The 18756-nt window shown below is 58.8% G+C and carries 15 protein-coding genes; 9 read left to right on the forward strand and 6 right to left on the reverse strand.

Going from position 1 to position 18756, the window contains the following annotated elements; all coding sequences use genetic code 11:
* Positions 1–160: 160 nt before the first annotated feature.
* The 8 genes from xdhA (at position 161) to SIAM614_RS10780 (ending at position 10911) form a co-directional block, all read left to right on the forward strand.
* Positions 161–1645, forward strand: coding sequence for a xanthine dehydrogenase small subunit (gene xdhA / locus SIAM614_RS10745; protein WP_006934405.1), 1485 nt, complete (start codon positions 161–163; stop codon positions 1643–1645).
* The gene (xdhB, locus tag SIAM614_RS10750) at positions 1629–3965 is read left to right on the forward strand and encodes a xanthine dehydrogenase molybdopterin binding subunit (RefSeq protein WP_006934407.1); all 2337 of its coding nucleotides are present in this window, start codon (positions 1629–1631) and stop codon (positions 3963–3965) included. Before xdhA ends, xdhB begins: the two co-directional genes overlap by 17 nt.
* Positions 3965–4978, forward strand: a complete 1014-nt coding sequence (gene xdhC / locus SIAM614_RS10755) for a xanthine dehydrogenase accessory protein XdhC (protein ID WP_040439893.1) — start codon at positions 3965–3967, stop codon at positions 4976–4978. The genes xdhB and xdhC overlap by 1 nt, the downstream gene beginning before the upstream one ends.
* 93 nt (positions 4979–5071) lie before the next feature.
* Complete coding sequence (locus SIAM614_RS10760; protein ID WP_040439943.1) at positions 5072–6586, forward strand: ABC transporter ATP-binding protein; 1515 nt, start codon at positions 5072–5074, stop codon at positions 6584–6586.
* Positions 6586–7674 (forward strand): ABC transporter permease, encoded by a 1089-nt coding sequence (locus SIAM614_RS10765; RefSeq protein WP_006934421.1) that lies wholly within the window; start codon positions 6586–6588, stop codon positions 7672–7674. Before SIAM614_RS10760 ends, SIAM614_RS10765 begins: the two co-directional genes overlap by 1 nt.
* A complete protein-coding gene (locus SIAM614_RS10770) occupies positions 7667–8581 on the forward strand; it encodes an ABC transporter permease (protein ID WP_006934423.1) in 915 nt (304 codons plus the stop codon). Before SIAM614_RS10765 ends, SIAM614_RS10770 begins: the two co-directional genes overlap by 8 nt.
* Positions 8582–8678: 97 nt before the next feature.
* Entirely contained in the window at positions 8679–9743 is a 1065-nt protein-coding gene (locus tag SIAM614_RS10775) for a BMP family ABC transporter substrate-binding protein (RefSeq protein ID WP_006934424.1), read from the forward strand.
* A gap of 223 nt (positions 9744–9966) precedes the next feature.
* Entirely contained in the window at positions 9967–10911 is a 945-nt protein-coding gene (locus tag SIAM614_RS10780) for a patatin-like phospholipase family protein (RefSeq protein ID WP_006934426.1), read from the forward strand.
* Positions 10912–10933: 22 nt separating this feature from the next.
* Here SIAM614_RS10780 and SIAM614_RS10785 read toward each other — a convergent pair whose 3' ends face one another.
* Positions 10934–12583 carry an alpha/beta hydrolase gene (locus SIAM614_RS10785; RefSeq protein ID WP_006934427.1) on the reverse strand — a complete coding sequence of 550 codons (1650 nt, stop codon included), beginning with the start codon at positions 12581–12583 and terminating at the stop codon, positions 10934–10936.
* Between the two features lie 471 nt (positions 12584–13054).
* On the opposite strand from SIAM614_RS10785, the gene SIAM614_RS10790 reads away from it, so the two are divergent.
* The gene (locus tag SIAM614_RS10790) at positions 13055–15013 is read left to right on the forward strand and encodes a putative bifunctional diguanylate cyclase/phosphodiesterase (protein ID WP_198137303.1); all 1959 of its coding nucleotides are present in this window, start codon (positions 13055–13057) and stop codon (positions 15011–15013) included.
* Positions 15014–15052: 39 nt separating this feature from the next.
* On the opposite strand, the gene SIAM614_RS10795 is transcribed toward SIAM614_RS10790, so the two are convergent.
* From SIAM614_RS10795 to SIAM614_RS10815, 5 genes are read right to left on the reverse strand one after another with little or no spacing between them, the layout of a single operon-like run.
* Positions 15053–15286, reverse strand: coding sequence for a hypothetical protein (locus SIAM614_RS10795; protein ID WP_006934429.1), 234 nt, complete (start codon positions 15284–15286; stop codon positions 15053–15055).
* Positions 15283–15819: a hypothetical protein gene (locus SIAM614_RS30530; protein WP_081455225.1), complete on the reverse strand. Its 537-nt coding sequence runs from the start codon at positions 15817–15819 to the stop codon at positions 15283–15285. The genes SIAM614_RS10795 and SIAM614_RS30530 overlap by 4 nt, the downstream gene beginning before the upstream one ends.
* Positions 15820–15823: 4 nt before the next feature.
* Positions 15824–17062, reverse strand: a complete 1239-nt coding sequence (locus tag SIAM614_RS10805) for an agmatinase family protein (RefSeq protein ID WP_040439894.1) — start codon at positions 17060–17062, stop codon at positions 15824–15826.
* Positions 17063–17072: 10 nt separating this feature from the next.
* Positions 17073–17930: an ATP-binding cassette domain-containing protein gene (locus SIAM614_RS10810; protein WP_006934432.1), complete on the reverse strand. Its 858-nt coding sequence runs from the start codon at positions 17928–17930 to the stop codon at positions 17073–17075.
* The gene (locus SIAM614_RS10815) at positions 17927–18748 is read right to left on the reverse strand and encodes an ABC transporter permease (RefSeq protein WP_006934435.1); all 822 of its coding nucleotides are present in this window, start codon (positions 18746–18748) and stop codon (positions 17927–17929) included. Before SIAM614_RS10815 ends, SIAM614_RS10810 begins: the two co-directional genes overlap by 4 nt.
* Positions 18749–18756 lie beyond the last annotated feature (8 nt).

The raw sequence follows: 18756 nt of genomic DNA on the forward strand, positions 1-18756 counted from the left end.
CATTGGGGCGAGGCCCTCGGCCCAATCTCCCCGCACCAGACACACCAGGAAAGCGGCACTGCCATCGCTGCACTGAAGAAATGCAAATGCACTTTCCAATCGATCCTTGCCGCCACTTTGCTTGCCCTTAGGCCTTCTGAGGAAAAAGGAGAGTTCCACCATGCGTGACACGATCCGTTTTCTGAAAGGTGGCGAAGTTGTCGAGCTGGCGAATGTCGGCCCGACTGAAACCCTTCTCGATTATCTGCGCCTGCGCCGACGCGAAACGGGTACGAAGGAAGGCTGCGGCGAGGGCGATTGTGGGGCCTGCACCGTGGCGCTCGGCCGCCTGATTGACGGCAAGCTGGTCTATCAGCCCGTCAACAGTTGCATCCAGTTGCTTGGGATGATCGACGGCGCGGAACTCGTGACCGTGGAAGATCTTACCCAGGACACAAGGCTGCACCCGGTCCAGGCTGCAATGGTCGAAATGCACGGATCCCAATGCGGCTTCTGCACGCCGGGTTTCATCATGACGCTGTTCACGCTGTATCACGATGCGGGAGCGGAAAAATCTCGAAAGACCGTGACCGAGTGGCTTGCGGGAAATCTGTGCCGTTGCACGGGCTACCGGCCGATCATCGATGCAGCGCTCGAGTCGTGTTTTGACGCCGCTGACGACGCGTTTTCGTGGCGCGCCCACGAAACACGGGAGCAGCTGCGGCAGTTGTCCGACAGCAGCGACGTCTTCATTGGCGACAGCGACTGCTTCTTTTCGTCCCCGGCAACGCTGGACGGCCTTGCAGCGCTTTATGGTCAGCATCCGAACGCAACCCTGGTCGCCGGAGCAACCGACGTCGGTCTGTGGATCACCAAGCATCTGCGCGAACTTCCCAAGATGATCTGGCTTGGCCGGATAGAAGGTCTCGACCGTGTGGAAGACAGCCCGTCGGGCGTTCTCATCGGCGCGACAGCAACCTATGCCGCCACAGAAGAAGCGATGACAAGCTTGTCCTCGAACCTGGGTGAACTCTGGCGCCGGATCGGCTCGAAACAGGTTCGCGCCTCAGGAACAGTCGGCGGAAACATTGCCAACGGCTCACCGATCGGCGACACACCGCCCGCCTTGATCGCGCTTGGAACGACGCTGGAACTGCATTCGGCGGAAGGCTCCAGAGCCCTGCCGCTTGAAGACTATTTCATCGACTACGGCAAACAGGACCGCCGGCAGGGTGAATTCGTCACCGGTCTCTTTGTACCCCGTCTTTCCGCCAATCAGGCTTTCCGCTGCTACAAGATCACGAAACGCTTCGATCAGGATATTTCGTCCGTCATGGGCGCTTTCCGCCTGACGCTGGACGGGGAGGGACTGATAACGGATGCCCGGATTGCCTTTGGCGGCATGGCCGGAACGCCGAAACGGGCAAGCGGAGCGGAGGCAGCCTTGAAAGGGGCCTCACTGGACGACCCGTCCACCTGGGGGGCTGCCATGCAGGCGCTCCTGTCTGACTTCACGCCGCTGACGGATATGCGCGCAAGCGCAGAGTACCGCATGGAAACCGCTAGGGCCTTGCTCGCCAAGGCCCTGATGGAGGTCAGCGGCACCGCGCCGGAAGAAGTTCGTGTGCTTGCAAAGCGGGAGGCAGACCATGACCGCGCAGCTTGACCCGAACGATCTGGCGACGCCTCTCAAGCATGTCCGAAAAGCATTGCCGCATGACAGCGCGGCAAAGCATGTTTCCGGAACGGCGACCTATATCGATGACATGGTTGAACCCGTCGGCACGCTTCATCTGGCACCCGGCTGGTCTCGGCAGGCTGTCAGGGGCCGGATCCTGGCGCTGGACCTCGAAGAAGTCAGGTCGGCCCCAGGTGTGGTTGCTGTCCTGACCGCAGACGATATCCCCGGTCGGAACGACTGCTCGTCCGCCTTTGGCGACGACCCGGTGCTCGCCGAAGACGAAATCCTGTTTTACGGTCAGGTCGTTTTTGCCGTCGTTGCCGAAACGAGAGACCAGGCGCGAAAAGCAGCGCTGAAGGCAAAGATAGACGTTGCCCCGATCACGCCCATTCTGACGGCTGAAGACGCGGTCGATGCCGACACGACGGTTCTGCCCGATTATCAGTTCCGGCGCGGGTCCCCTGAAACAGGAATGAATGCGGCAGAGGAAATCCTGTCCGGCAGCATGAAGATCGGCGGACAGGAGCATTTCTATCTGGAAGGCCAGGTTGCCATGGCCCTGCCGCAGGAAGACGGCGGCATGCTGGTCTATTCCTCGACCCAGCACCCGACCGAAATCCAGCACACCGTTGCCAAGGTGCTCGGCGTGCCCGATGCAGCGGTCACAGCTGAGGTGCGGCGCATGGGCGGCGGCTTCGGGGGCAAGGAATCGCAGGCAAACCAATGGGCCGCGCTGGCGTCCATAGCAGCCGCCCACACGGGACGGGCCTGCAAGATCCGCCTGGACCGCGACGACGACATGATCATGACCGGAAAGCGGCACGATTTTAAGGTCAACTGGCAGGTTGGACATGACAGCGAAGGCCGCATCCGCGCCGTCGACATGGAGTTTCTGGCCCGTTGCGGTTATTCGGTCGATCTTTCACTCGGTGTGAACGACCGAACGCTGTTTCATGCCGATTCCAGCTATTTCTACCCGGACGCGCTCATCCGCTCGCGCCGGCTGCGAACAGACACCTGCTCCAACACCGCGTTCCGCGGGTTCGGTGGACCGCAGGGCATGCTTGCTGCCGAACGCATGATCGATGCGATCGCGATCACGCTCGACAAGGACCCGCTGGAAATTCGCAAACTGAATTTCTACGACGGGGAACGCAACCTGACCCCCTTCGGCATGCCGGTGGAAGAGTTTCAGGTTATGCATGACCTGATAGACCAGTTGGAGGAAAGCTCAGACTATTGGGCCCGCCGGGACGATGTTCGCTTCTTTAACGAAAACAACGCCGTTCTGAAGAAGGGTCTTGCCCTGACGCCGGTCAAATTCGGCATTTCCTTCACGCTGAAACATCTGAACCAGGCCGGTGCGCTTGTCCACCTTTACACAGACGGCTCCGTTCATCTGAACCATGGTGGCACCGAGATGGGGCAGGGGCTCTACCAGAAGGTGGCCCAGGTTGTTGCGGAGGAGTTCGGCGTCAGTCTGAACAAGGTGCGCATCACCGCCACCAACACCTCCAAGGTTCCCAATACCGGCCCGACAGCGGCTTCCTCCGGCACAGACCTCAACGCCATGGCAGCAAAACTTGCGGCCAAGGAAATCAAGAACCGCCTGATTACCTTCCTGTGCGAGCAGCACCAGTGCGGACCGGAGGCCATCTTCTTCGGGGACAACAAGGTTGTCGTCGGAGACCAGAGCTTTGCTCTGGCGGATATCGCCAAACAAGCACATATGGCGCGCATCCAGTTGTCTCATGCAGGGTATTACGCGACGCCCGGCATCACCTGGGACAGGGAAAGCGCCACCGGCCGTCCGTTCTACTATTTTGCCTTTGGCGGTGCTTGCGCCGAGGTGACAATCGACACCATGACCGGCGAAATGACCGTCGACCGCGTGGATATTCTGCACGACGTCGGCCATTCGCTGAACCCGGCCATCGACCTTGGCCAGATCGAGGGTGGGTTTGTGCAGGGCATGGGGTGGCTCACCACCGAAGAACTGGTCTGGGACGAAACGGGCCGCCTGCGCACCCATGCGCCGTCCACCTACAAAATCCCGACCGCGTCCGATATTCCCGAGGAATTCAATGTCCGCCTTTATCAAGGCAGCGGAAATCCGCAGGCAACCGTTTACCGGTCCAAGGCTGTCGGCGAACCGCCCGTCATGCTGGCCAATGCGGTGTTTTGTGCCATCAATGATGCCGTCGCGAGCCTTAGTCCCGGCCTGGTGCCTAACCTGAATGCCCCAGCAACGCCTGAGGCGATCATGAAGGCTGTGCAGGATATGCGACGGAGGAAGATCGTCTGATGAAGGTCTGGGGGCACATTGCGGACTGTTTGAAGCGTAGCGGCGCTTGTGCTCTCGTAACCGTTGCCCGTGCCGATGGCTCGACACCTCGCGATGACGGGGCACGAATGGTGGTAACGCCTGACGGTGGTTTTTATGGCACGATAGGTGGCGGCACACTTGAGTTCGAAACAATCCGCCGGGCTGTGACTGCGATCCGCGAAGGCGCAGCGTCCTTCATGCTGCAAAATGTGTCTCTCGGTCCGGATCTCGGCCAGTGCTGCGGTGGCCGCACGCAGATAGCCATCGAGATCCTGACAGCGTCATCGCTTGAAATGGCTGAGGCGCTCTCGCGAAAGGAAGCCGAACGGCATCCGTTTTCAACCGAGGCCCACGTTGTGAACGGCGTCGTCCAGCCGCGGCGTCTGCTTTCAGCTTCTCCAACGAGCAGAATATCTCTTCAGCATGATCAAGGAACAGGCAATCAGTTGCTGATCGAGCAATTCGGGAGCCGGCGGCGCGAGCTTTATCTGTTTGGGGCAGGTCACGTCGGCAAGGCGGTTGTCCTGGCGCTTGCACCCTTGCCTTTCAATGTGACGTGGATTGATAGCAGAGCGGGCCAGTTTCCAGTCGCGGTTCCCGGAAATGTTTGGAAAGTCGCCAATTCGGATCCGGCAGCTATCCTCGATCAGGCTCCCGATGGGGCGTTCGTTTTGGCGATGACCCATTCACACGCACTGGATGAAGACATCATGGCACGTGCCTTGCTTCATCAACGCTTTGACTATTGCGGTGTCATCGGCTCCAAAACCAAACGCGCCCGCTTTCTGAAACGCCTTAAGGCCCGGGGGCTCACCGACACTTTGACGGCAAACATGGTCTGTCCCGTGGGCGTGACGACTGTCAGATCAAAAGAACCGGCTTCGATCGCCGCGGGAATAGCAGTCGACTTGCTGGTTCGGGATGAAGCTCGAAATCATCAACAGGCTGCTGCAGGCGGGGGGCTTGCACAAAAACTAACACTTGGTCAATAAGGCGGCATTCGCTTGGGGGACGGCGTGGCAGAAACGGTAACAACGACAGGGGACGCCGGTGCAGGGCGGCAAGGCAGGTCCGGCAAGGATACATTGCTTGACGCCCGGGGGCTGACCAAACGCTTCGGCGACATATTGGCGAACGACAGGGTCGATCTCGTCATCAACAGGGGCGAGATACACGCGCTTCTGGGCGAAAACGGCGCGGGCAAATCAACCCTGGTCAAGATGTTCTACGGCTCGCTGGAGCCGGATGGCGGCGAAATCCTCTGGCAGGGAAACCGGGTGGACATCGGCAATCCAGCAGCCGCCCGCGATCTCGGCATCGGCATGGTTTTCCAGCACTTTTCGCTGTTCGAAGCCTTGAGTGTCGTTGAGAACATTGCTCTGGCTTTGCCCAATCCGGGACGGATGTCCGAACTTTCCAACCGCATCCAGACCGTGTCGCGCGACTATGGCTTGCCGCTCAACCCGGAGGACATCGTCGCCGATTTGCCGGTTGGCATCCGCCAGCGCATCGAGATCGTGCGGTGTCTGCTTCAAGAGCCGCAGCTCATCATCATGGACGAGCCGACCTCGGTGCTGACACCTCAGGAAGCGGACCTCCTGTTCCTGACCTTGGAACGCCTGGCGAAGGAAGGTTGCGCCGTCCTATACATCAGCCACAGGCTGGAAGAGGTGAAACGCATCTGTCACCACGCGACAATCCTTCGGCATGGCCAGGTGGTGCGCGAATGCGACCCGACAAAGGAAACCCCGGCGTCTCTGGCAAGCATGATGGTGGGGGCGGATGTGGCTTCCGTCAGTGCAAGCGCTCAGAAACCTGTGATCGGTGAACCACGCCTTGCCTTGAAGAACCTCTCCGCAAAAGCCGCAACGCCCTTTGCGACGGCCCTCAACAATGTCTCGCTGGATCTGCGGGCAGGCGAGGTTGTCGCCATCGCAGGTGTGGCCGGCAACGGTCAGGGCGAATTGTTCGACGCCATTTCCGGCGAGATGCCGGTGGCAGCCGATATGGTTGTCCTGGACGGCAAGCCTTGCGGCAACCGGAACATAACTTGGCGCCGTCGGCAGAACGCGGCCTTCGTTCCTGAGGAACGGCTCGGTCACGGTGCCGTGCCGGGCATGAAACTGTCGCAGAATATCGTGCTGACACGCCACAGCACTGGCGACAAGCTGGTGAGCGCTGCATTCGTTTCAACCGCTAACGCCGGCAAGATGGAACAGCGCATCAAGAAGATCTACGACGTGCGCATGTCCCATGACGATCCGGAGGCACGGTCCCTGTCAGGGGGCAATCTGCAGAAATTCGTCGTTGGCCGGGAGCTCGACCGCAAGCCTGGTGTACTGATCGTCAATCAGCCGACCTGGGGTGTTGACGCAGGTGCCGCTGCCCTTATCCGGCAGGCCCTGATCGACCTTGCCCGTTCGGGATCGGCGGTTCTGGTGATCAGTCAGGATCTCGACGAGATCTTTGAAATCGCTGACCGCATTGCGGTGATATCAAGGGGCTATCTGTCTGCTGCAGAACCAACGGATGACATGAACCGCGAGCGGGTCGGACTGCTCATGGCAGGCGGCGCGGAAGCGCAAGGGGAGGTTGCCTGATGCGCGTCGAACTCGTCAAACGCAAAGAACACAGCCGCAAGATGGCGTTGCTGTCGCCGTTGATCGCCGTCGGGCTGACCGCAATCGCAGCCGGAATCATTTTCTCAATATCCGGCCATAACCCATTGTCCGGACTGTACAAGTTCTTCATTGAACCTTTAACTCAGGAATGGTCGTTCAACGCGACGATCGCCAAGGCGACACCGCTCATACTGATCGCCTGTGGCTTGTCTGTCTGCTATCTGTCAAACAACTGGAACATCGGCGCGGAAGGCCAGTTCATCGTTGGGGCGTTGTTCGGGTCTGCCTTGCCCATCCTGATGCCGGATTTCGAAAATGCGGCAACACTGCCGTTGATGATGGTCTTCGGCGTGATCGGGGGCGCCCTCTGGGCTCTGATCCCAGCAGTGTTGAAAACCAGGTTCAACACCAATGAGATCCTGACCAGCCTGATGCTGGTTTATGTCGCAAGCCTGCTTCTGGACTATCTGGTGCGCGGCCCATGGCGAGATCCGGGGGGGTATAATTTCCCGGAATCGGCAATGTTCTCGGACGCCGCCACCTTGTCCACCATCCCCGGAACCTCGCTCAGCTTTGCGGCGCCGATCACCGTGACTGTCGCAATCGTGCTTGCTGTCATTCTCGGCAAGACCCTCAAGGGCTTCGAGATAAGGGTAATGGGGGAAAGCCCGCGCGCAGGCAGCTTTGCCGGATTTTCAGCCAAAAAGCTGACCCTGTTTTCCTTCGCGACCGCCGGGGGCCTTGCGGGCCTCGCCGGAACGATGGAAGTGTCCGGTGCGCTCAATCAGCTCCTGCCGACAATCTCGCCGGGCTATGGCTTCACGGCCATCATCGTTGCCTTTCTCGGCCGGCTGAACCCGTTCGGGATCATCGTCGCGGGCTTCGTGCTGGCCTTGTCCTATATCGGCGGGGAGGCCGTGCAGTCGGCAATGGGGGTCTCCAACAAGATAGCCAGCGTCATTCAGGGGCTGCTTCTGTTCTTCGTGCTCGCCTGTGACACGCTCATCCTCTATCGCATCCGATTTGTCGGCCGGCGCGGCTCGGCTGGGGAGGCCTCCCATGTTTGAAGCCGTTCTTCTGACCGTCATCACCGCGGCAACGCCGCTGTTGATTGCCGCAATCGGCGAACTTGTCGTCGAACGCTCCGGGGTGCTGAACCTCGGTGTCGAAGGCATGATGATCATGGGGGCCGTCGTCGGCTTTGCGGTTGCCAATCAGACAGGGTCCGGCACGCTCGGTGTCATTGCCGCAATTGCCGCCGGCATGGCCATGTCAGCCCTGTTCGGCTTCCTCGTCCTCGTTCTTGTCACCAACCAGGTTGCAACCGGCCTCGCCCTGACCATCCTCGGGGTCGGCTTTTCCGGCCTGATCGGTGAAGCCTTCATCGGCATTCCGGGTTTGAGGCTGCCGGACCTCTACATTCCGGTGCTGTCGGAGATTCCCTTCTTCGGGCCGGTCTTCTTCCAGCAGGATGCACTGGTTTACATCAGTTTCGCACTGGTCATCGCGGTCGCCTACTTCCTGTTCCGGACGCGCCTCGGCCTCGTGCTTCGTTCTGTTGGCGACAACCATGGCTCAGCCCACGCTCTCGGCTATTCGGTAATCCGGATCCGATATGCGGCCGTTCTGTTCGGCGGTGCCTGTGCGGGCCTTGCGGGCGCTTACATGTCGCTTGCCTATACGCCTCAATGGGTTGAGAACATGACGGCAGGCAGAGGCTGGATCGCGCTTGCTCTTGTCGTGTTTTCGTCCTGGCTGCCGCTGCGCGTCGTGATCGGCGCTTATCTGTTTGGCGCAGTCAGCGTTCTGAATCTGCACGCACAGGCCGTTGAACTGGACATTCCGTCCCAGCTTCTGTCCAGCTTGCCGTATCTTGCGACTATTTTGGTGCTTGTGCTCATCTCCGCAAACCGCAGACTGACGCTCGTCAATACGCCAGCCTGTCTCGGCAAGCCATTCGTTCCAGACCGGTAAGCCTCCCAGCCACCGGTCGGCCCGGCCCCGGTGCGATCGGGGGCCTGGCCAGAAACAAGATCGCAACCAAGAGATCGAACAGAGGGGAAAGAACCAGATGAAATCTCTTTTGAAAGCAACCGTTGCCGCCGTTGCCTTTGCCGCGGCCGGCTCTGCCGCAAACGCTGCGGACGTCAAGGCCTGCTACATCTATGTCGGACCGGTAGGCGACTTCGGCTGGTCCTATCAGCATGACCAGGGCCGCCTTGAAGCAGAAAAGCATTTTGGTGACAAGCTGGAGACCGCCTATCTTGAGAGCGTTCCGGAAGGTCCGGACGCAGAACGTGCAATTGAGCGTTTCGCCCGTGAAGGCTGCAACATCATCTTCACCACGTCCTTCGGCTACATGAACCCGACCATCAAGGTCGCCAAGAAGTTTCCGGACGTGAAGTTCGAACACGCCACCGGTTACAAGACCGCCGACAACGTCGCGACTTACAACTCAAAATTCCACGAAGGCCGTTACATTATCGGCCAGATCGCGGCTAAACAGTCCAAGACTGGTGTCGCCGGCTACATCGCCTCTTTCCCGATCCCGGAAGTTGTTTCCGGAATCAATGCGTTCTTGCTCGGTGCTCAATCCGTCAATCCCGATTTCAATCTGAAAGTCGTGTGGGTCAACTCCTGGTTCGATCCGGGCAAGGAAGCTGACGCTGCCAAGGCTCTGATCGACCAGGGTGCAGACGTAATCTCGCAGCACACTGATTCCACCGCTCCCCTTCAGGTGGCACAGGAACGCGGCGCGCACGGTTTCGGACAGGCGTCAGACATGATCCAGTTCGCACCGGAAGCCCAGTACACGGCAATCGTCGACGATTGGGGTCCGTACTACATTGAGCGCATCCAGGAAGTCATGGACGGCACCTGGGAATCCAAAAGCACCTGGGCAGGCCTTTCTGAAGGTCACGTCGTAATGGCTCCCTATACCAACCTGCCGGATGACGTTGTTGCCATGGCCAAGGAAACTGAGGCCAAGATCGCCGGCGGCTGGGAACCGTTTACCGGTCCGATCACCAAGCAGGACGGAACCGTCGCGGCTGAAGAAGGTGTCACCCTCGACGATGGCGCTATCCTTGGCATGAACTGGTACGTCAAGGGCATCGACGACAAGCTGCCGCAATAAAGGCAATAATCACGGCACAAAAGCGGCCCGGACCTTACGGTTCCGGGCCGTTTTTATAGCCAGGACCTGTGGTCAGGACCTGCGACAATCGCACTGGTTGCCGCTGTAAGAGTATGCTTCAATTGATTGAACCGGATTTCCGGCACCTCTACAAAACAGAACAGAGATCTCGTTGCTCATCCAGGTGGACTGATGACATGAAACAGAACAGGACCCGTGAAGTATGATCCACCGCCGCGAACTCATGCTGGCCGCAGCCGCGGCCGGGTCCGGCAGTATCGCCGGCCTGACGTCAGAAAGTCTGTCCGCGCAGTCTGAGGAAGCTCCAAAGCAAATCAGCAAGGAGGATGGGTTCAGACTGGCCCTTGGAGGCGGCGCCGCAAAGGCGTTTGCCCATATCCCCATTCTCGAAGCGATGGACGATCTGGGTGTCAAACCCGTTGAAATAGCCGGTACGTCAATGGGCTCCATCCTGGGCGCGTTTTATGCAAGCGGCATGAGCGGACGCGAAATCAGACAGTTTGCCGTCGATCTGTTCACGCAAAAGACGCAGTTGATTCAAAAACTGTTTCTGACGGATGGCCGCACGTGGTCATCATTGTTCAATGTTGTCCGCCCCGCGATCATCGATCCGCTGGTTCTGTTTGAAACGCTCTTCCCGCCGTCCCTTGCAGAACGGTTCTCGGATTTGAAATTGCCGATGAAAATCATCGCTACGGATTTTTACACCCAGTCACAGGTCATTCTGGAGGAGGGGCCTTTGCTGCCGGCGATCGCTGCCTCTTCCGCTCTTCCAATGCTGCTGACACCGGTCAGGATCGACGGGCAAGTGTTGATCGATGGCGGCTTCGTCAACCCGACGCCCTTTGATGTCTTCCCGGATGACGGTGTCGCGACAGTTGCGGTCGATGTGACGGGAAGTGATTTCGCGGAACGAAAAAGCGGTCTACCGAGTGGGCTGGAAACCTGGATCGGGTCGTTCTCGATTACCCTGCACTCGCTTGTCGCCGCCAAACTGGCCTGTACGCGACCAGATGTGTTGATCGAACCACCGATAGGCCGCTTCAAGACCATGGAATTCTTCAAGATTGCGGACATCGTGAAGGCGGCAGAACCGGCTGGAGAAACCTTCAAACGCGGCTTGGCCAACCTTCTGGAAAACCGGTAGTTCGTCTGGTTGTTCAGGTGTCCTAGATGGCCGGGTCACGGCGCGCGAAGATCGCCTTCAGCGCCGCTGCTTTTTCAGGTGACCATCCTTCCGGATCAACGACGGCTGCCCAACCGTCGATGTAATCCGGGGCGACGTAGTAATGACCGTGCCGGGGCACATCCAGCGCAAACAACGAATCCAGCGCAATCTGAAGCATTGTCACCACAGGAAACCACGACAGCTTTTCGGACACGTCTGGTGCGCGCGGTGCAGCGAGCCAGGCCGGCGGTCTGAACGCCGTGTCAAACGTGAAATTGACAATCGGATCGCTGCCGTAGTTGAGAAACACTGTGCGGATTGGACCCCACGGGGCAAAATTGCCCTCCAGTCCGCCATATTGATCCATCACCCGGACAAGCGAGCCGTTTCCAAAGTCTGGGCGCCAGGCGGGACTACCCGCATTTCGTCGGTCACGCACTTCCGACCAATAACGCGAGAAAAAGGGAGAGCCTGCCCAGAAGGCTCCCTGAATCGGATCTCCCAACATATCGAACAACGGCAGGGTTGCCTGCGAGTTGAACGCGCCCTGGCTTAACCCGTGCACGTAAAGATCCGGCCGGCTATCTTTCGGCAGTTTCGTCCAGTGAGCATAGACTGTGTTGAACAGGGCTCGCGCCTGATCGACGCCGTAGTCCGGATGGGCAGCCAGCGCCAGAAAACTGGTGAGATAGGAATACTGAACAGCCACCGTTGCCACATCGCCGCCAAGCATGAAATCGATCGTATCGTGGGCTCCTGGGTCCATCCAGCCTGTGCCGGGAGGCACCACCACAACAAGAACGGATCTTTCGAAACCGCCCGCGCGGATGAGTTCCTGTAAGGCAAGTTGCGCACGCTCTTCAGCGGTGTCGCCCGATCTGCGCCCAACATAGACCCGCACCGGATCAACGGCATTGCCCGGCGAGAATTCGGCTATCTCTTCGGCTGTAGGAGCGGACGCAACATAGTGCCGGCCCCAACGTCCCATTTCCTCCCATCTGACCAGCGACTGGCTGCTGCCGGTCTTTCCAGGGTCCTCGGGTCTCGCGACATCCGGTTCAAGCATCATGTCTGCTGCCAGGAAGGATGCGTCGGCCGCACGAAATGCATTGCGCACCAACGCGCCATCAACAAGGGCCCAAAGCAGCCAGCCGACCAGAACAACGGACAGGACAACGCCCACACGTTTGGGCAGAACTCTCTCCAAAATGGCGGCGACGGCCCGACGGGCAGCTCCGGCCAACCGGAATACCAGCCAGAACACAAGCGCGATGACTACGCCAACGCAGACAATGAACAGTGGCGCTGCGGTTTCCAGAGGGGGCAGCCCGACGGCTTCCCGGGTGGCGTTTTGCCAACTGGCCGCCTTCGCAAGGCTGTAGATCATGATCGCGAGAGAATTTCCGACAGCAGCGAGCAGCCAGAGCTTCCAGATCCGCCCCTTCGGTTCCGGCAATTCCAGGTAACGCCAGATACTCCGAGTAAAAAGGGTTGCTTCATAGCCCACTGCGGCCGCAACCGCCGCCAACATCGCCTGGACAATTGGTTCCCTCGGCATCATCGACGGCGTCAGTGCGGCACCGAAAAAGCTGGCGGCGACAATCAGACCAGCCGGCGAAATCCCATCTCGGATTGTCTTCAAGACCGGCATTCGCGCGCGCTCCCTGATGCGTTTACGTTGTCATGCTGCAGAATTTCGTGACCGGGACGAGACGTCAAGACAACCTTGGGTAAACAATGGCAACTTTGCAGCAATCTTTTGCCCATCCCCGTTATCCACCATCGAACCGATCAAAATTACGCTGCGTCTTTTAGAGTTTAGACGGTCTTAACCGTTGTCAGGTCTAATTTTCGCAATCGTGGATCGATGGGCAGAAAGATCTATCCACGTAAATGGATCGCACCGGTTTTCGTTCGCAAGTTCCGTGAAAGATTGCAGCGCTAACAATCGAATGTGATCCAATGCCGGTTCAGCATAGCAGGTTGAAGACCTCTCGCTGATAACCGGACATGGCAAGCCGGGGGGCACCGGTTCGTCTGTGGCAGAGACATTGGGCCGGCCAGGACTATTAACATGCTCCATTCGGGAGCTAAGGACTCTGTCATCAGGGCGGTTAAGCCAATGAATTTTGATAAACTATTGCGAATAGGGTTTCCGGCGCTCTGCGCAACTCTTACGCTGTTTCTTGGTGCAAACGCCTATTCTCTTTACAGTGCGCAATCCGACTATCTGCACAAGGTTGAGTTGGAACGCTCTGTCCTCAATGATGCACTGCGCTTCAATACCACGGCTCTTGAAAAGCTGATTGCGCGGTACGGCGCATTCAAGAGCCCGGAAGACGCGACTGAGGCCAGAAAGACCTACGAAATTCTTGTAAACGCCTTCGAAACATGGCCCAGCGATGCCTACAGCGAGATTGTCGGTCCCTCGGACTATATCCAGCAAAAGTTGCTCAACATCATTCGCGCGAGCAACCGGGTTAAGCCGTTCCTGGACACACTTGATGACCAGACATCCCTCAACAATGCTCTCATCATCCTGCAGGGAATAGAAAGTTCTCTTGAGCAGATCAATCGGATGGCGACAGAGGAAGCCGGCACGCAAATGGCGGCGGCCAGAGACAGCTTTCATTTTCAGCAGATCTTGCAGGACCTTCTCATTGTTGCGTTTCTTTTGGCGAGCCTCGGGTGGATATGGTTCACCAACAAGCGCAGCCAGATGCTGCAGCGGCAAGCAGATACCAGCCGCGAACAGATGGAACTTCTGGAGCACCGGCTCAACCATGACAGTGTCACCGGCCTGATAAACTATCGCGTTTTCGCTGAAACCGTACGCGCTACCCATGAAACGCTGGCTGCGGGCCAGACCTTGGCCATTCTCAATATCGATCTGGAATCCCGTCTTCCGGCGATCAACAAATTCAGCCTGGCGACCGAAGAAGCCATCCTGACCTCGACAGCGGACCTGCTGCGCCATGCCGTCGACCGGATGGAGGGTGAAAACTGTCTGGCCCGATCAGCCGGCAAGGGATTTTTGCTGATGACCATCAGCGACGAGGACCTTGGCCTGACCGCGTCTGTGATTGCGAACCGCATCCACGATATTTTCCTGCGTCCAATACCGACGGCGGTTGGCTCATTTTTGATTTCGCCGGCCATCGGCTACGCGGATTCGACTACCGTCGAGCGAGATGCGGCGGACATTATCCGCAATGCGGATCTGGCAGTCAGCAATGCGGTCAACTACAGCCGCCGCCGCGTCGTGACATACGAACCGGCCATGCGTGCAGAAATGGAACGGCGGACAATTGTCGAAAACGCGCTTGCCCGCGCCATTGAGGCCAACGAGTGCCTGCCTCACTTCCAGCCTCAGTTCAACCTCATGACCGGGCGTATCTTCGGCGTGGAGGCCCTGGCCCGCTGGTATCATTCCGAACTGGGCTGGATCTCACCATCGGAATTCATCCCGATTGCCGAACGTAATGGCGATATCGTTTCGCTTGGCTGGAAGATCCTGGAGACGTCCTGCTCGGAAGTTCAGTTGCTGCCATCAGATCTCAGCCTGTCGGTCAACCTGTCCGTCGCTCAAATCCTGAGTGACGATGTCGTCGCGATGCTGGACGAGTGTCTGGGGCGCACCGGTCTTCCGGCTTCCAGACTGAAGCTTGAAGTCACCGAAACAACCCTGATGAGCGATCTGCGCCGCATTCAGACGACACTGTCCGAGTTGCGGTCCCTTGGCATCGGCATATCGCTGGACGACTTTGGCGTTGGCTACTCGGCCCTGTCTTATCTGACGGACTTCGACTGGGACGAAATCAAGATCGACCGTTCGTTTGCCACCAAGGCGGTCAAGGACAAGAAACTGCGTGATATCCTCAAGATGGTTCTCGGCATTGCCGAAACCATGGGCTCGCAGGTCCTGATCGAAGGCATCGAGACCGTCGAGCAGCGGGATGTCCTGGTCGACATCGGCTGCACCATTGGCCAGGGCTATCTCTTCGGTGGCCCGATGGCGATTGACGACATCACGACGCTGTTCTTCTCCGATCACTCCAGAAGCACTCTGGCGGGACTATGATGCCTCCAAGGCGAAGTCCCGCCTGAAGCTATTCGGTTCTCAAGACGCGCGATCGGCGGCTTGCTGTTTCTTTGCTTTTCTCGCTTGCCTGACCAGAGAAAAGATCAGAACGAGACCTCCGATGGCGGCAACGAACATAAGCTGATGGAATGGCGATCCCAGCAGGTGATCACCTGCGCTTTCCAAACCGGTCAGATGATCATGCTCTCCGGGGTGGGCAAGTGCCGGAGTGGATGCCACGGCAAGAAGTGACGTCATCACAAGCTGTTTCATTCTGCGATATCTCCATGGGACAGGCGGGTGGTGAGGATGTCGATCAGATCGATGTCTGACCGTTGCGACAGGGATACGAAGGTGAAGGTCATGGTTTCCCGGGCTTTGACCATCGAACCGGGAAAACTCATGTAGACGAGCTCACGGGAGGCAAAGGCGGGCGAGGCTGTGCCCACCTGCCAATTGCTGACGATCTTCGCGTCGACAAGGTGCTGCACGAGACCATCGGTACCGGGACGGTGAAACGGAACGCCCGCAAGACGCAGGTAACTGGTCTTGTCTTCCGCCGCCCGAAAGCCGTCGATGAAGCTCACTGCCAGAGCCTGCAGTTCCTCCGCCCGGTCAGTGTGGGACGCGCCATGCACATGGGAATGCAGATGGTCCGGACCGTCGTGATTATGCCCCGCGAGGTCTGTGTGGTCGTGGCTGTGGTCGTGTCCGTGCGCATGGGAATGATGATCGTGGTGGTGGTGGTCGTGATGACCATGATGAAACTGGTGGTCGTGGTCGTGCCTGTGCTGGTGCCGCGCCATCGCCTTACTCCACGTCCGGACCGGCCGGAATGGACACCGGCTTGTCGACGATGGATTTGTGGGAGCCCATCTTGCCGTGGGAAACCAGGGTGCCGAGCACATCCACAATCACACGAGTTGCTAAAAGGGCGGTGATGTCGGAGCAATCGTAAGGCGGCGAGACTTCGACAACCTCAAGACCGCAGATGCCTTCCTTGGCGACAAGCGACACAAGCTCCAGTGCTTCTCTCGGCAGGAAGCCGCCCGGTTCCGGCCAGCCAGTGCCAGGCACGAACCCGCAGTCGACGCTGTCGATGTCAAACGAGATATAGACCGCGTCAGCATCCTTCCAGGCGAGTTCCAGCGCGCGCGCGGCCGTTTCCGCCAGACCCAGTTCCTCAACATCGCGCATGGTGAAGATGTTGGTGTTGCGCTCCCGGGCAACTTCCACCCCTTCGCGCGGGACCTGCCAGCCACCGATGCCGATCTGGACCAGATTGACGGCCGGGACATTGACGAGATCGGTTGCATGGAACCACGGCGTCGTGTGCATCCGCTCATCCAGGTCCTTTTCCTGAATGTCGATATGCCGGTCGAAATGCACGATGCCGATACGTTTTGAGGTGCACTGGGCAATCCCGCGCACGCAAGGAAAACCGATTGAGTGATCGCCGCCGATCATGATCGGCAAGGCGCCGGAGGATGCGACGTGGGAAACCGCCCGCGTGATCTGGTCAAAGGTCTTCTCGATATTCGCCGGAATGGTGAAGATGTCGCCGACGTCGCAAAGCGTCATCTGCTCCCGAAGATCCACCCCCATCTCGTAATTGTAGGGCGTGTAGAGGGCAGAAATCTTGCGAACACCCTGCGGCCCGAAGCGTGTACCAGGCCTGTAAGTGGTGCCACCGTCAAAAGGAATGCCGATGACAGCCGCATCATAGGCGCCGACCTTGGTCACGTCCTCGATGTAGGGCGCCTTCAGGAAGGTGTTGATCCCCGCATAATGGGGCAGTTCGCCACGGGCAAAGGTCGGGATCGATTTGTCGGTGAGACTATCCGATCCAGTCAATCCCATCCGCAGGGCCCAGGCTTTTTCCTTTTCCCAGGCAGCTGAGGGCAGGGCACCTTCCTTTTCAGCAGCCTTCCAACCCCGCAATTGCAGTTTGTCGAAGTCAGGATGATGCTGTCGACAGCTTGGTTCTCTGTTCAATTGCCCCGCGCCACGGTGGTGCGTCCTGGGGCCTGAGGTTCGATGGAAACTCATTGGATAATCCTCATTCGTGGTTGTCACTGGCCTGGGTGTCATGAGCCTTGCTGTTTTGGGAGAAAGGCGGGGGTTTGGTTGCCTGGGACGCGCCGATGGCCCCGGCGATGGCTTCCGGCGACCGCAGGGTGCCTCCGGTTGGCGATTTGAGCGGCAGGTCGTAGGTGATGGTCGCGCCGTAGGCGTGCGGTGCTTGCGGATCGTGACGGATCTTGTCGAACACCAGCAACCGCGTGCCCAGTTTGAAGGCTTCATGGATATCGTGCGTCACCATGAACACCGTCATGGACAGCTCTTTCCAGAGCCCCAGAAGCAGTTCATGCATGTCAACGCGGATACCGGGGTCAAGCGCGCCGAAAGGTTCGTCGAGCAGCAGGATACTTGGCTTCTTGACCAGGGCTTGAGCGATCGCCAGACGTTGCTGCATACCGCCGGAGAGTTGGGCCGGGTACTTGTTTGCTGCCGGCTGCAAACCGATCCTGTCAAACAGGTCGTCGATCGACTGAAAGGCCGCCTTGCGAGCAGAGCCAAAGAGGCGTCCCGACCAGCGTGAGGCTTCAAACTCCTGGGCGAGGATGAGGTTTTCAGCCACGGTCAGATGCGAAAACACCGAGTACTTCTGAAAGACGATCCCACGGTCCGGTGTCGGTTCCGGCGGCAAGGGCTTTCCGTCCAGCAGGATCTGGCCCCGGCTTGCATGTTCCTGGGAAAGCAGCATACGCAGGAATGTTGATTTGCCGCAGCCGGATGCTCCAACGATGGTGCAAAAAGACCCGGTTTGGACGTCCAGGTTGACCCGTTCCAGAACGGGTATTCTGTCGTAGAATTTGGCAAGTCCCTGGACCGAGAGTTTGGGCGCAGTGCTCATAGCGCGTCCCCTCCCAGATGGTGCCATCGGAAGGCGCGGCGAGACAGGAGGAGCAAGGCTCTGTCGAGCAGGAACGCCAGCAGCGTGATCCAGACAACGTAAGGCAGGATTACATCCATCGCGAGATAGCGGCGCACCAGAAAAATCCGGTACCCGAGCCCGGACGTGGACGCGATGGCCTCCGCAGAAATCAGAAAGATCCAGGCAGGCACGAGAGAGAGCCGCAGGCTGGTGATCAGGTGAGGCAGAACCTGCGGCAATACTAACCGCGTCACCATTTGCCAGACGCTGGCCCCAAGCGTTTCGGCCTTGATGATCATCTCCCGCGGAATGTCCAGAACGGCCTGGGCCGTTGAACGGATCATCACAGGTGCTGTCCCGATGACGATCAGGGCAATCTTGGCGAGTTCGCCAAGACCGAAGGTGATGAACAGGATCGGCAGAATGGTGATCGGCGGGATCAGCGAGAAGGTTGCCAGATATGGCGCCAGTGCGCTGCGCACATGCGGAATGAAGCCGATGGCGATACCAAAAGAAAGCGCCAGCAGCGTGGAAACCGCCATGCCCGTCCCCAGTCGCCAGAGACTGTCGAAACTGTCCAGCCAAAGCAGCAGATCGCCTGACCGCCGATCCGGCACCGTCGCCATGCGCCAGAAAGCTTCCGCCATGCTGGACAGGGACGGCAACAGCTTGTCGGCCGGGTTGTCGAGCCGGCGATAATGACTGGCAACCGCGTAGGTGACCACTGTCAGCACGAAGGGCAGGAGCCCAAGCGCCAGGGCGGTGACCCGGGAGGGTTTCCGGTTGATGATGCGCATGAAACGGT

It is taken from the genome of Roseibium aggregatum IAM 12614, from assembly GCF_000168975.1.
GTDB classification, from domain to species: domain Bacteria; phylum Pseudomonadota; class Alphaproteobacteria; order Rhizobiales; family Stappiaceae; genus Roseibium; species Roseibium aggregatum.

Excerpts from the sequence above, each read along its gene's own strand:
- xdhA (WP_006934405.1), top strand. The coding sequence starts at position 161 with ATGCGTGACACGATCCGTTTTCTGAAAGGTGGCGAAGTTGTCGAGCTG.
- xdhB (WP_006934407.1), top strand. The coding sequence starts at position 1,629 with ATGACCGCGCAGCTTGACCCGAACGATCTGGCGACGCCTCTCAAGCAT.
- xdhC (WP_040439893.1), top strand. The coding sequence starts at position 3,965 with ATGAAGGTCTGGGGGCACATTGCGGACTGTTTGAAGCGTAGCGGCGCT.
- SIAM614_RS10765 (WP_006934421.1), top strand. The coding sequence starts at position 6,586 with ATGCGCGTCGAACTCGTCAAACGCAAAGAACACAGCCGCAAGATGGCG.
- SIAM614_RS10770 (WP_006934423.1), top strand. The coding sequence starts at position 7,667 with ATGTTTGAAGCCGTTCTTCTGACCGTCATCACCGCGGCAACGCCGCTG.
- SIAM614_RS10775 (WP_006934424.1), top strand. The coding sequence starts at position 8,679 with ATGAAATCTCTTTTGAAAGCAACCGTTGCCGCCGTTGCCTTTGCCGCG.
- SIAM614_RS10780 (WP_006934426.1), top strand. The coding sequence starts at position 9,967 with ATGATCCACCGCCGCGAACTCATGCTGGCCGCAGCCGCGGCCGGGTCC.
- SIAM614_RS10785 (WP_006934427.1), bottom strand. The coding sequence starts at position 12,583 with ATGCCGGTCTTGAAGACAATCCGAGATGGGATTTCGCCGGCTGGTCTG.
- SIAM614_RS10790 (WP_198137303.1), top strand. The coding sequence starts at position 13,055 with ATGAATTTTGATAAACTATTGCGAATAGGGTTTCCGGCGCTCTGCGCA.
- SIAM614_RS10795 (WP_006934429.1), bottom strand. The coding sequence starts at position 15,286 with ATGAAACAGCTTGTGATGACGTCACTTCTTGCCGTGGCATCCACTCCG.
- SIAM614_RS30530 (WP_081455225.1), bottom strand. The coding sequence starts at position 15,819 with ATGGCGCGGCACCAGCACAGGCACGACCACGACCACCAGTTTCATCAT.
- SIAM614_RS10805 (WP_040439894.1), bottom strand. The coding sequence starts at position 17,062 with ATGAGTTTCCATCGAACCTCAGGCCCCAGGACGCACCACCGTGGCGCG.
- SIAM614_RS10810 (WP_006934432.1), bottom strand. The coding sequence starts at position 17,930 with ATGAGCACTGCGCCCAAACTCTCGGTCCAGGGACTTGCCAAATTCTAC.
- SIAM614_RS10815 (WP_006934435.1), bottom strand. The coding sequence starts at position 18,748 with ATGCGCATCATCAACCGGAAACCCTCCCGGGTCACCGCCCTGGCGCTT.